This window comes from Clostridium sp. D53t1_180928_C8 (assembly GCF_015667795.1).
GTDB lineage: Bacteria > Bacillota > Clostridia > Clostridiales > Clostridiaceae > Clostridium.
Genome location: NZ_JADPEL010000064.1, coordinates 1 through 14,478 on the forward strand (window position 1 = coordinate 1; position 14,478 = coordinate 14,478).

General features: G+C 29.1%; 11 protein-coding genes. 3 read left to right on the top strand and 8 right to left on the bottom strand.

Annotated features, from left to right (window positions below; all coding sequences use genetic code 11):
• Positions 1-639: 639 nt before the first annotated feature.
• Positions 640-2,103: an N-acetylglucosamine-specific PTS transporter subunit IIBC gene (nagE, locus tag I4V51_RS19015; RefSeq protein ID WP_195990011.1), complete on the bottom strand. Its 1,464-nt coding sequence runs from the start codon at positions 2,101-2,103 to the stop codon at positions 640-642.
• A gap of 425 nt (positions 2,104-2,528) precedes the next feature.
• On the opposite strand from nagE, the gene I4V51_RS19020 reads away from it, so the two are divergent.
• On the top strand, positions 2,529-3,059 hold the full coding sequence (locus I4V51_RS19020; protein WP_195990012.1) for a PTS glucose transporter subunit IIA: 531 nt from the start codon (positions 2,529-2,531) through the stop codon (positions 3,057-3,059).
• Positions 3,060-3,094: 35 nt separating this feature from the next.
• On the opposite strand, the gene I4V51_RS19025 is transcribed toward I4V51_RS19020, so the two are convergent.
• Positions 3,095-3,955 carry a PRD domain-containing protein gene (locus tag I4V51_RS19025; protein ID WP_195990013.1) on the bottom strand — a complete coding sequence of 287 codons (861 nt, stop codon included), beginning with the start codon at positions 3,953-3,955 and terminating at the stop codon, positions 3,095-3,097.
• A gap of 19 nt (positions 3,956-3,974) precedes the next feature.
• Positions 3,975-4,904, bottom strand: a complete 930-nt coding sequence (locus tag I4V51_RS19030; RefSeq protein WP_195990014.1) for a GNAT family protein — start codon at positions 4,902-4,904, stop codon at positions 3,975-3,977.
• Between the two features lie 164 nt (positions 4,905-5,068).
• Between I4V51_RS19030 and I4V51_RS21275 the strand changes: the two genes are divergently transcribed.
• Complete coding sequence (locus tag I4V51_RS21275; RefSeq protein ID WP_195990015.1) at positions 5,069-5,746, top strand: DUF4230 domain-containing protein; 678 nt, start codon at positions 5,069-5,071, stop codon at positions 5,744-5,746.
• Positions 5,747-5,815: 69 nt separating this feature from the next.
• On the opposite strand, the gene I4V51_RS19040 is transcribed toward I4V51_RS21275, so the two are convergent.
• Positions 5,816-6,532 (bottom strand): tRNA threonylcarbamoyladenosine dehydratase, encoded by a 717-nt coding sequence (locus tag I4V51_RS19040; RefSeq protein ID WP_195990016.1) that lies wholly within the window; start codon positions 6,530-6,532, stop codon positions 5,816-5,818.
• A gap of 193 nt (positions 6,533-6,725) precedes the next feature.
• Between I4V51_RS19040 and I4V51_RS19045 the strand changes: the two genes are divergently transcribed.
• Positions 6,726-7,418: a 5'-methylthioadenosine/adenosylhomocysteine nucleosidase gene (locus I4V51_RS19045; protein ID WP_195990017.1), complete on the top strand. Its 693-nt coding sequence runs from the start codon at positions 6,726-6,728 to the stop codon at positions 7,416-7,418.
• Between the two features lie 184 nt (positions 7,419-7,602).
• On the opposite strand, the gene srtB is transcribed toward I4V51_RS19045, so the two are convergent.
• The 4 genes from srtB to I4V51_RS19065 all read right to left on the bottom strand — a co-directional run.
• On the bottom strand, positions 7,603-8,319 hold the full coding sequence (srtB, locus tag I4V51_RS19050) for a class B sortase (protein WP_195990018.1): 717 nt from the start codon (positions 8,317-8,319) through the stop codon (positions 7,603-7,605).
• A gap of 154 nt (positions 8,320-8,473) precedes the next feature.
• On the bottom strand, positions 8,474-11,941 hold the full coding sequence (locus I4V51_RS19055) for an alpha-L-fucosidase (RefSeq protein WP_195990019.1): 3,468 nt from the start codon (positions 11,939-11,941) through the stop codon (positions 8,474-8,476).
• Between the two features lie 22 nt (positions 11,942-11,963).
• A complete protein-coding gene (locus tag I4V51_RS19060; RefSeq protein ID WP_195990020.1) occupies positions 11,964-14,204 on the bottom strand; it encodes a glycoside hydrolase family 16 protein in 2,241 nt (746 codons plus the stop codon).
• A gap of 175 nt (positions 14,205-14,379) precedes the next feature.
• Positions 14,380-14,478, bottom strand: a 99-nt coding sequence (locus tag I4V51_RS19065; protein WP_195990021.1) for a PTS lactose/cellobiose transporter subunit IIA, incomplete at its 5' end; no start/stop codon positions are given.

Sequence of the window (14,478 nt, forward strand, 5' to 3'; positions counted from 1 at the left end):
CCGCCAGCGTTCGTCCTGAGCCAGGATCAAACTCTCACTAAAAAGTTTAATCATTTGCTCAAATTACTTTGAGTCTTGTTTTAAGACTCTCAAAAGAATTGCTGGTTTACTTTAACTATATTCTGTTCAATTTTCAAAGACCATTTACTCTGTCGCACCGAAGCGACTTCCTTATCTTATCACTGAGAAACTTTTATGTCAACATCTTTTTTCAACATTTTTTTGTTGTTTTTGTTAACTGCACTTGCCACTTAGCCATTTGACTTATCGGCTGTCTCTCAGGACAAGATTTATAATACCACAATATATTATCCCCCCATTACTTATATACACTATATTTAATGTTTATTCCTTAATTACTACATTTTTCACCATTATCCTTTACTTTTCTTACATTGATACACCAGGATGAGTTAATTGATTTTATTCACTTTTGTAATTATTATAAATTCTATTTATCTCTACATATATATATATGTATATATTTTATCTTCTTTATATTTATATATTCTTTGATTTAAATTAATCTACTACTAATATTATATAATTCATTATTATTTCTACAATATAAAATAAAGCCATACAACATATTAAATAGTTGTATGACTTTATTAAAAACTTATTATTTATTTCTTGAAATTATTGATTTACTTTGCTCTTGCATAATTTTTTTAATTCATCTGCAACAAATTGTACTTGTGTTCCTACAATTACTTGAATGCTTGTCTTGCTTGGTCTAATTATTCCAGCAACACCTGCAGATTTAATTAATTTTTCATTTACTACTGCATAATCCTTGATTTCTAAACGTAATCTTGTTACACAGTTATCAATGCTAACTATATTTTCTTTTCCACCAAGACCCTTTAATATAGTTTCAGCTACAGCTGTAAAGTCGTTATTTGAAAGTTTAACATCCATTTCTCCAGCAGTATCATCATCATCTTCTCTACCTGGAGTCTTTAAGTTGAATTTAGTAATAGCAAATCTAAATACTACATAGTAAATTACTCCAAATGCTAAACCAATAGCTAATAACCAAAGTGGATTTTCAGCGAATGGTGCTTTAAAGCTTAAGAACCAATCAACAAAACCTGCACTGAAGTTAAATCCAGCTCTTATTGGTAACATTGCACAAACTGCAGCAGATATACCTGTTAATACAGCATGAACTACATATAATCCTGGTGCTAAGAACATGAATGCGAATTCTAATGGTTCTGTAACCCCTGTGAAGAATGAAGCTAAACCAGATGCTAATAATAAACCAGCTACAACTTTCTTCTTATTATCTTTAGCAGTATGGTACATAGCTAAAGCTGCTGCAGGTAAACCGAACATCATTACTGGGAAGAATCCAGTCATATACATACCTGTTTGACCTAGAATTCCACCTTCCATAGTTCCCCAGAACTTACCGATATCATTAATTCCAGCAACATCAAACCAGAATACTGAGTTTAATGCATGGTGAAGACCAAATGGAATTAATAATCTATTGAAGAATGCATATATACCAGCTCCAATTGATCCAGTAGAAATAATAGCTTCACCAAATGATACTAATCCTCCGTATACTACAGGCCATGCAAAGAATAATATTAATGTTGCAACAAGTGAAGCTCCTGCTGTTACTATAGCAACACATCTCTTACCACTAAAGAAGCTTAAAGCAGCAGGTAATTTTGTGCTTTTGAACTTATTATAACAAGCTGCACCTATTAACCCTGATAATATACCAATAAATTGTGTTTGAATTTTTCCGAATGCCGCTGGTACTTCTGAAACATCCACACCTTTTAACATAGCTACAACACCAGTTGATAATAAAGTAGTAATCATTAACCATGAAACAAGACCAGCTAATCCAGCTGTACCATCATTATCATCTGACATACCAACACCAACACCAATTGCAAATAGAATTGCCATGTTGTCAATTAATGCTCCACCAGCTTTGATTAGGAACGCCGCAGCAACATTGTTTGCTCCCCAACCCGTTGGATCAATCCAGTACCCTATACCCATTAAAATGGCCGCTACAGGTAAACAAGCAACTGGAAGCATTAACGATTTACCTAGTTTTTGTAAATACTTCATCATAATAGTAAAGTCCCCCTTATTTTTTTATTTTGTTTAATTTATGAAACGGACATATAATAATTAAAATAATTTCTGTAACAAAAAAAGCTGAAAAGAATATAGAATATCCTTTTCAGCTAATGCCCATCTTTATGGTTGCACGCCTCATAATTTAAACGTTATTTACTTTACAATTACATTATAGTATATAATTGCTACATAAGTCAACGTTTTCATCATTTTTTTTATTTATTATTTTTATTGACATACTATTTTAGTATATATATAATTTTAATAGAAACGTGTTACTGTTAAATCAGGCATAAGTTAATCTTTATCTAAAAGATATGCTTATGCCTTTTTATTTTATTACCTATATATATTATATATAAATTGTGTAAACTTATTTTAGAAAGGATGTGAATCCTGAATTATCAGGAAATATCATGGCTAATTTTTTTAAAAAGTTATTTGGTAAATCAGAATCAAACAATGTAGAATCAACTACAGTAGAAAGTCCAAAGAATGCATTAGTGGCAGTTGCTACTGGTGACTTAATACCACTATCAGAAGTTCCAGATCCAGTTTTTGCTGGAAAGATGGCTGGAGATGGTGCTGCTATAATGATTACAGGTGATACTATCGTTGCACCTGCAGATGGTGAATTATCATTAGTATTCAAAACTAAGCATGCATTTGCAATGACATTAGAAAATGGACTAGAATTATTAATCCATATTGGTGTTGATACTGTAAGTTTAAATGGAGAAGGATTCGAACAATTAGTTGAAGCTGGTACAAAAGTTAAAGCTGGTACTCCTATCATCAAAATTGATAGAGACTTCATCTTAGGAAAAGGATTATCTCTTGCAACACCAGTTTTAGTAACAAATGTTGATGCCGCTAAATCAGTAACTCCAGTTGAATCTGGTTCTGTTGTTGCTGGTCAAAATATAGTTGTTAACTATGAAGTTTAATAAGTTTAAAAAATAGCTAAGAATAACATTCCTAGCTATTTTTTCTTTTTCATAGAAACTCGAAATCTTTCTATATGCATTGTTATATATGCAATTTCATCTTCTATAACCTTTTTATTTAAAGTCTCTTCAATTATTCTTGCTGATTCCTCCGCAATTTCATAAGATTGAGGATAAGATTTTTTTATTACATCAATTAAATCATTATTTAATATTGTATCAGTTAATATTCTTTCAATAGTGAATCTTATGTGAGCTAAAAACCTAGCATAATCTAAAGATTTTTTATTAATTTTAGAGTCAAATGCACCTTCTATACACGAAACTATCCTATTAGCTAAATAACTATACGTAATAGTATTAGATAGCTTGTTTCCTTTTCTCGCTGAATGTATATGCAAAGTAATAAATCCTATTTCACCTTGTGGAAATTTAACTTTATATTTACGCTGTATCTTTTTTATAATTTTTTTTGCCATTTCAAATTCAACATTATATAAGGTTTCTATTTCTACAATAAAAGGATTGCTTATTTCCTCTTTATTTTTTAATCTTTTCATAGCTAAAGCTAAATGGTCTATTAAACCAATGTGAATTGATTCATTTAACTCCTCACCTAACTCTTCACATATTTCAGCTATTGCCTCTTCACAAACAGCAACAAATTCTCCATCAACTCTATTATATACTTCTTTTAGATTCATTTGATTTTTTTCATCTTCAATTGAAAATATTTTATCTATATCTATATTCTCACTAATTATATCTCCAGACTTTTTATTAAACCCTATCCCTCTCGCTAAAATAATTTTCTCTATACCCTTATCCTTTACAAGTACCATGTTATTATTTAAAGCTTTAATAACGGTACTATCTCCTTTTAATTTAACCCCCACTTTAATCACCTCTTAAATATTAAAGTATTTTATAAAAAGTGATATGATCTCGCCATTTACCATTTATATATAAATACTTTTTATTAATACCCACTTTTTCAAAACCACAAGCTAATAAAACACCTTTAGACCTTTCATTAGTGGTTAAAACAGAAGCTTCTAGTCTATGTAAATCTAAATATTCTTTAGCGTAATTTAATACTAAATTTATAGCTTCCTTCATATAACCTTTTCCTTCATATTTCTTGTCTATAGAATATCCTAATATACCACTCTTAAACACACCATAAACTATACTAGAAATTTTAGCCTTACCTATAAGTGTATCACCAATATATATTCCTAAATCACTTCCAGTTCCAGTCATAAGCTGTCTATAACTTTCTAATAAGATCTCCTTTTGTGTTTCATAGGTATAAAAACTTGCATCTCTTACAGGTTCAAAATCTCTTAAATGATCCTTATTTCTTAAATAATACTCCAATAGTTCTTGTGCATCATCTGGAGTAAAATTTCTAATTAAAATATTATTACCTTCAATTTCTACAACATTACTTCTTCCTGCATTTAAATATTCATTTCTATTTATTCCAAAGCTTAATTCATCATAGAAATTTCCCTTTGTAAATATATTGTCAGTAAAAATTGCTTCTAATGTAAATCCACTATCTAAAAATGGCTTTAAATTAATATTTTCACTAACTACCACATTAGCCTTAAATATATTTTTATCCTTAAATACGGCTTTAAGAATACAATCTAATGTAATTTTTAATAAATCATAGTTATCTTCCCTATAAAACTTTAACTTTAAATTACACTTTTTATTTTCCTTATCTAATTCAGTTATAGTAAATCTTCCTATTACAATTTTATCTTTATCCTTAACTATATAGTCATCTAAAGTACCCTTAATAAGCTCTATATTTACTTCCTTTTGATTATCCATACCAACTCTCCTAAATACAATTACAGTTAATTTTATTATACAAATAAATTAATATAAAACTCAACTAACTTTACTTTAAAAGTAAAAATATTACTTAATGGAATATCACTATATTTACTTTAATATATTTTATTTATATGAATTTAATATACTAATGCTTCAAGGTGGGGATTACTATTTTTTTATACAAGAAAAAGTCCAAATTTAAACTTCATAAATTATTACTATACTTACTTAGTTTATTAATTTTCTGCCTATTAATTTTATTTTTCAAATATCCTAGTAAATTTCAAAAACTACTTCCTTATTTTCATTCCTATAAAATTGAATCATCTAATATTTTATCTGATGATACTTTAATAAATGAAATAAGAAATGTAAATAAATTAATACCTTTAGAAGTCGAGTTATCAGAAACATTAACAATAGATAATACTTACTTTAATTTAGATATATTTAAAAAGTCCAAAAAAGTAACCTTTTTTGCAAACTGCTCCTACTCCATTGATTTTTCTAATTTATCTAAATCTAATTTTGAAATTAATAATTCTACTCAAGAAATTTATATAACAATTCCTAAAATAGATATATTTAGTATAGATATTGATGAAAGCAAAACTATATATTCTGACACTGAACTGGGATTTTTAAGATTTGGAGATTTAAAATTTTCTTCTGAAGAATTAAATTCTATCTATCAAAATCTAAATAGTGTATTTACAGCTAAAATGAAAACCTCAAAATTTTATAATCAAGCTATTACTAACACTGAAAATTCATTAAAAGACCTTTTATTTAACTTAACAGGAAAAAATTATAACATAATACTAAAAGTTTCTTAAATAAATTAGGCTACTATATTTATTATTTAAAATAGTAGCCTAGTATTCTTACAAATTTTAAAAATTATATTAATTTAATTCAGTTAAATCTTTAATTACCTCTCCACCTATTATCATTCCTGCTACTGGTGGAACAAATGATATACTTCCTGGTGTTTGTCTTTTTTGAGATGGAACTGATTTTCCCTTATTAGGAACCATTGGTATTTCTTCTGAATATACAACCTTTAATTTTTTAACTCCTCTTTTTCTTAACTCTGTTCTCATAACTTTTGCAAGAGGACAAACTTTAGTCTTAAATACATCAGTTACTCTAAACTGAGTAGGATCCATTTTATTTCCAGTTCCCATAGAAGCAATTAATTTAATATTATTTTTATAACAATATTCTGCTAATGCTAACTTTGATGTTACTGTATCTATAGCATCTACAACATAATCTATATCTCTTGGAATTATTTCTTCTATATTATCTGCTGTAATAAACTCTTGTTTTGATTCAACATTACAATTAGGATTTATAGACAATACTCTTTCTTTCATAGCCTCAACTTTTATATTTCCTACTGTTGACTGTGTAGCATGTATTTGTCTATTTAAATTAGATATACATATTGTATCATTATCTACTAAAATTAAATTTCCTACTCCTGCTCTTGTTAATGCTTCAACTACAAAGCTTCCTACTCCCCCAATTCCAAAAACTATTACTTTAGAATTATTTAATTTTTCTATTCCCTCTTCACCTATAAGTAGTTCTGTTCTGCAAAATTCATTTAATGGCATATATTTATTCTCCTTCGTACATTTTTCTTATTGAGACTATTATATATTTCAAGCGAAATTAATACAAGTAATTCTATCGGTTTTCTTTGTTTTGAATTTTACTATTAAATTTGCTATTAATTAATTGAATGTCAGTATATAATATATTTTAAGTAAATTTATATAAATTATATACTTATATGGAGGATTTAAAATGATTTTAGGAATAATAGGTGCTATGTCTGAAGAATTAGAAATTCTTTTAAAAGACATGAAGTTAGAAACTGTTGAAGAAAAGGCAAGAATGAAATTCCATAAGGGAAAATTATGGGGACATGATGTTGTTGCTGTTGTATGCGGTATAGGTAAGGTTAATGCTGCTGTATGCACTCAAATCCTTGCATCTGAATATAATGTTTCATCAGTAATAAATGTTGGTGTTGCTGGTGGTATAGGTAAAGATATATATCCTGGTGATGTAGTAATAGCAGAAAACTTAGTTCAATATGATATGGATACAACTGCTTTCGGTGATCCAATGGGTCAAATTCCAAGACTTGATACTTTTGATTTCAAATGTGATACTAAATTAGTTGAAACAGCAAAGTCTGCTTGTGCTGAAGCTTCTGAATTTAAAACATTCTCTGGAAGAATAGTATCAGGAGACATGTTTGTAGCTTCACTTGATAAAATTCAATGGCTTGAAAAGGAATTTAATGCATTAGCTTGTGAAATGGAAGGTGCTAGCATAGCTCATGTTTGCTATTTAAATAATATACCTTTCGTTGTTATTAGATCTATATCTGATAATGCTAATAACGGAGCTCATATGGACTTTGAAAAATTTACACCTATTGGAGTTAAAAATTCTACATTTATATTAAAAACAATGTTAGAAAAGCTTTAATTTAGAAATAAAATCAATATGTAATTAAAGCTTATGATTATCAACTAACTTAAAAATATAAACATAAATAAGAAGATGATTTCTAGTTAAAAGAAATCATCTTTCTTTCTTCACTATATCCTATATTAAATAGCTTATTATTTATATTTAATACCTTTGTAGAACTATTCTTACTATAATTGAGTTAATATTTTACATCCTTTAATTTAGCATTTATTATTGTTCTTGCATCCTTTGTAGTGCTTGTACATGTTGATAATGTTATTATATTTCTTTTTCGATTCTCAAAGTAATTTAAATTATTAATAGATTTACTTATTGAAGTATTTATATAATTATTAAACTCATCATCGTCTTTAAATTCACTTTTATAAGGAAAATCTTCACCATTAGTTATATATGTTGAAAATATTTCATATTGTAATATTTTATTTTCTAAATAAATATATATATATTTATTCTCATTTAAATATTCTGATTTTAACAAATTTGAAAGTGTTCCAAACATACTCTTATCTTTCATATTATGACCATGTATTATTATGTTATCATCATCTAATGCACCTCTAGAATCTATAAAAATACTTCCACCCTTATTTTCTTCACCTTTAAAGTTTTTATATAAATATTCCTCATTACTTTCTGGTTTTACAACAGGATAATTAATATTTGTATTGGGAATAAATATCCAAAATAAATAATCTTCATTTATTTCTTTTAATTTAGTATACTCTTCACTTCCTATAGGAAACTCCTCATTACTTTTAATTATGTTAGAAACTTCCTTGTATGTATCTTTATTATTATTATATTCATTAAAAATTTTATATAAATTATTTAATGATAATATAAATACCACTAACATAATACCAGTTAATATTTTTTTGATTAACTTTTTCATTTTATCACCTTCAATTAAATAAATTTAAGTAAGTTGTTAACTTTAAATATTATAATCTATGTTTTATATAACAAAAGCCATGTGAAAATATATTACACATGGCCATCGTTAAATTAAAGTTTAACTTAATTTATCAATATTAGTTAATTTTTAATTACTTTTTCTTTCTTTTAAGAATACCTAATGCAGCACCTGAAAGTAATACTGTTCCCATTAAATATCCTACTACTGAACTATCGCCAGTTTGTACATTACCGTTATTTCCAGCATTAGAATTTCCATTATTATTATCCGCTGGTCTCTCAGGAGTTACTGGAACCTCAGGATTCTCTGGTTTTTCTGGATTCTGTGGTTTCTCTGGTTTTTCTGGATCTATTACATCATCACTCTTACCTTTTACTGTAATAGTATAATATTCATTAAAATCCCCATAATGTAGAGTAACTACTTTATCTCCAGCCGTTTCTGAATCGAACCCAGTTACTGTAATTTTATCAGTAATATCCTCTTCAGTACCATCTTCATATTTAGCTAATACTTTTAATCCTTCTAAATCTAAATCATCACCTATAGCATATATCTTCTTAATTGGTTCTTTTGCAATTTCAATACCAGTAATTTTAGATTTACCTATCTCATTAAGAGTTATTAAAATATTATCAATTGCTAATTCACCATTTTCACTTGCTGTTAAGACAATATTTGATAATCCTTCTTGTGATATATTTAAATTAACCTTTTTATTAGTTAATTCTTCACTAGCTTCTAAACCTATTTCAGTATCTTCAATTCCTTCTCCGCTAATCTTTAATGTCATTGGAACAGCTGTTTTATAAGAGAAATCAAATTCATATTCCCCTGCATGTGTTGTTTCAATTGGCATTGTAATAGTGTTTCCATCTTTTATTTTATCAATAAGTCTTCCCTTACTGAATTCTCTATTTGTAACTATCTTTAAGTAGCTATTATTAACTATATTTTCATGGCTTGAATCTAAAACTCCTAATTCACTTTCGGCAATCTTAGTTTGTCCATGTTCAGTTGATAAGATCATTGGATTTCTCTTGCTATAAGTAACTATAGATTCAAGATTTGAATAAGCATCCATTAAACTATTAGAAACTTTTATTTTTTCATCTTCTGATAAAGAATTATCTTCTAATGCAGCTTTAGCTTTTAAATATTCTTTATCTAAGTTTTGCCATCCTTCTACTTTATACCAACTTTCACTTAATCCCTTAACTCTATTAACTGCATCTTCTAATCTTATATCATCTTCAACAATTAATATTCTTGCACTATATTTTAACCCAATTTGTGCTCCATTTGTTGGTGTATCAATTTCTAAGTAGAAATCTTTATTACCTTGTACTTTTGAGTTATCGTATGTTTTTATTGTTATATATTTGCTATTTTCACCATCTTTGAATGTAACAACATTATTGATATCTTCGTAATATTGTCCTTGTACTGCCATACCTGGAGGAGTAGTAACATGAACGGTTACTTCGCCTTCAGTTCCACCAGTTCTTTTTAACTTAACTCTTAAAGAATCTCCTTCTTTTACTTGGTAAGAATCTCTTTCTATTTCAAATAATCCATTATCATTAATTCCTAAATAGTATCCATAACTAAAGTTAACTGGCTTACTTTCAGGAGAAGTTGTTAATAATCTTATTGTATGCTTTCCTTTTGAAAGAGTAGATGATTCGTAAAGAACTTGATTTGGTTGATATTCATTACTGCTAGCATTACCAGATGTTACATATTTACCATCTACGTAAATATCATATCCCCCATAGTTTGGCCCCTTAGCACCAACTAAAGCAAAGTAAGAACCTATGAATTCATATTCTACAGCTGCCCATTCACCTATATTTGTATAACTTCCATCAGCTTGTTTTTCCCATGCATAATTATATCCTTGAGTATCATCACCAGGTTTACGTCCATTCTTTAATTGTACATCTTCAGCTCCAAACTTAGTGTAAGCTTCTGGTAAAGAATCATTTATTTCAAATCCCCCTGTTGACTTGTAAACACCAACTTCGCTAATTAATGGTGTAGCAAATGAATCAATAATATTAACTTGAATAGCTGTGGCAGTTACTGGCTTCGTTCTAATTAATTTTTTAGCACCTATAGTTTGACCAGTACCAAAATCTTGCCACTTACCCTCTGTATCAAGATATTTAACATTAAATTCTTTTACTCTTTGCCCTTTTTCAATATATTCTTCAATAGATACAACATCAAACTCTTGTGGTGTATCAAATGTTACCTCTACAGTTCCTGTTTTATCTTCATCATCCATAGCCCAATAAGTTGATTTATCACCATCAATTGCTTTATTTGGAGAATACTTATCAGATAATCCTCTAACCCTAGAAGCTGTTGCAACTGCATTTTCAGTGATTGTTAAATCATTTTTAAAAGTCTCTGTGCGAGCATTATTAAATTCTCTTAAACGGCTATATATTGTTCCATCAATATCACCTGTTTTATTTGGAGCAACATTTAATAATAATGGTGATCCATTACCAACTGTTGAGAAGTAAATGCTTGATAATTGAGACATTGACTTAGGTAAATTACCATCATGATAGAACCATCCTGGAGTGATACTAACATCACTTTCAGGTACTGACCAATACTTCCCTTCTGGAATACCATAAGTAAATCCATCTGATTCACTATATCCATCAGCCATACTTCCATCTGCTTTTAAATCAACTTTTGCCCAAGTATTATTACTTGCAATACCTTTTTCGTTTCCTATCCAGTGAATTCCACCTTCAACTCCACCACCAAAAATTAAAATACCTGGTTCATTTTCTTTAATTGTGCTTAAAATACGATTCATATCATATTCTTGTGCATCTCCACCTTCACCTTTGGCACCGTCCATCCACCATTCAGTGAAACGACCATCATTACCATATTTGGGATTAGTTACAATTTCAGTAATTTGATTTACATAATAATCATTATAATCTAAAGCATCCTTTGCTTTTACTTCTTCCATTGTCATTCCATCTACTGGTTTTCCTTTTTCATCAAGTAATGCATTTCCTTTTTCATCATAATAACCGTAACTTTCAGCATTTACATCCCATGGTGATAAGTATAACCCCATGTCCATGTCATTTTCTGTGCAAGCTGCTGAAATTTCTGCTAAAACATCACCATTATAAGGAGAGTTTTCAACATCATGCTCTGTATATGCACTAGGCCAAATACAGAATCCATCATGATGCTTCGCAGTTACAATAAGCTTTTTAAATCCAGCATCTTTTAATGCTTTAACCCATGATTTTGCATATTCTCCTACATTTCCAGTTGGAGCAAATAGAAAAGAATTTTCCTTACCATCTCCCCATTCTTTATCAGTAAAAGTATTCATACCAAAGTGACAAAAAGCCGCTAATTCATCATTATGATACTTTAATTGAGCTTCATTTGGTGTTGCTCCCCATGCTGCAGGTTCTGTTACAGCTTTAAAAGAGCTTAAATCTGATTCACTATACATTTTAGCTTGTGGAGTATAAGCTGCTTGCCCTAAAACTGTTGCTACAACTGCGCAAGCTAAAGCTCCTGTTACTACTCTATTCTTCTTATTCATAAGATGTCCCCTTTACTCTACATTATTTTACAACATGTAATTTTGCATATTTTCTTGTGTGAACATTATTTTCCCCAATAGCAGTATACGTAACGTTATATGTTCCTTCTACGTCAAAATCAATTTCACTTGTTCTTGTTTTACCTGTCCATAATTTTGTTCTTCCATCTTCAACACTACAACTAACCTCTAATTTATTACCATCTATATCTGTAGCAGAAACATTACTTAATAATTCTGTTAATTCACTTTCATTACTAATAGTAATATCTTTTACTCCAGTAATTGTCGGGCAACTTGCATAATAAGCTTCTGCTGCTTCTCTTTGCTCTTTAGTTTGGCTATAGCTTACATAATCAATAACAAAATCCATTGGGAATTGTGTTGTTTCATCCGCATAACCTGGCCATGTTCCACCAACTGCTAAGTTAAACTTTAAATAATGTGGTTTTTGGAAATAATCTAATTCGCTAATATATACCTTTGAATAAACATAATCATCTACATACCATTCAATATATTCAGGTGTCCAGTTAATTCCAAAAGTATGGAAATCATTATTAAATGGCTCTCCTATATCATAATGAGATGTTTGAGGAGTATCCCCATCTTCTGTAAATCCATAATGAAGTGTACCATGTACAGAATTATCACTTGTTCCATTAACTTCAGGATTATAACCTATAAGTTCCATAATATCTATTTCTCCACACATTGGCCATCCTGTTCCTTGTTTACTATCAATTAAACCATCAAGAGTAAAATCAGAACCTAATGTCCAAAATGCAGGGAATGCACCCTTACCTTTAGGTAATTTAGCTCTCATTTCTATTTTTCCGTAAAGTACATCTTTTGCACCAAAAGTTTCAATACTACCAGAATTGTATTTTAATACCTGATCAGTAGCATCATATTTATATTTTACTTTGTATTCATCTTTCTTAGTTGCACGTAAGTAAAGTTTACCATCTTCTACGAAAACATTTTCATTGCTATCAACATATTCTTGTTCTTCAGTTCCACGTTTATAACCTAATTCATATCTCCAAGTATTTAAATCTAATGTGTTGAAATCATCGCGCCAAACTTCTGTATACTTAGCTCTATCTGCTTCAGCTTCTTCTTGTGCTTGCTCTTTTTTCACTTGTTGATAATTTTCTTTTTCATATAAACGTACATTACTAACCTGAGCTGCACTAGTATATGTAGGCGAAGATTCATCACTATGCCACTTAACTACTCCAATAAGTGCTTTTTCATTATCACCAGAATTAAATTCTAAAGTGTATTCCTTCCATGTTGAACCACCTGCATAATCCTCATTTATTCCACTAAATTGCATGTCGTTTGCAATAATAGTAGTACCAGCATTAGCATCATCATGTTTTACGTATACTTTTAATAAATAATCTTTATTTGGTTCAACTTCAACAACTTGACGCACCCATGTGTTTCCATCGTTAGCAGGTAGTTTTATACCTTTTGAATTTTCTCCATATCCTTCTGACATTTCTACTACATTATCATTAGATGCTTGATAAATCCAAGATCCAACTGGATATGCATATTGGTCTCCACCATTTCTAACTAAATCTTCGCTATTAACAGTTGTAAAATCACCATTCTTAACATAGTTTACTAATTTTGTTTTCTTTTCTAATTTACTTATATGTTCTTCATAATCATCCTTAGTAAATAATCCTAAGTCATCAACATATGTAGCTGCTTTATAAGTATCATTATCCTGATTCTCAGTATATTTTAATACTCTTAGCATTACCTTATCATTTTCTCCAGAATTAAAGTTTATAGTAACTTCTTTCCATTCATTCCCGCTAGTGTAATCTACCCCCAAATCTCCAGTAAACTCATTACCAGAAACCCCTTTAGCCTCTATTGTTAGTCCACATCCTGGAAGAGAATTTCTAACCTTAACAGTCATTACATAATTAGTATTTTTTTGTACATCTACAATTTGTCCAATCCAAGCATCACCATTATTTTCAGGTAACATTCCAGATCTTTCACTTTCACTTGCACCAGAATAACTTACTTTACCGCCACCCTTAGAATACCAAGAATTACTTTCTAATCCCTCTAATACTCCATCATATACACGGATATCTTGAGAACTTAAATATTCAAAATCTCCACCTTTAATTAATTTCTCTGCTGCGTTAGCCTTAAAATTCGGTGTAATAATAGATCCGAAAACTGTTAAAGCCATAGCTGCGGCAACAAACACTCTCACATTCTTTTTCATATATCTCTCCTTCTATCATTTTAAGATAATGCTTTATTTTATTTACTAATTATCATAATTTTAACTATTAATTGGATGGATTGTTTCTTTTATAATATTTTGATTAGTTTTCTAACTAGTTTTATATAGTATAAGTTAAAGTAGTATCATTACTACTTTAACTTCTTACCTTATATTATTTATTATTTTCATCAATTCTTTTGTAAACATCAATAATTTCTTTTGCTAAGTCTGTAAATGCCATTGAAGTCATTAAGTGATCTTGTCCATGTAC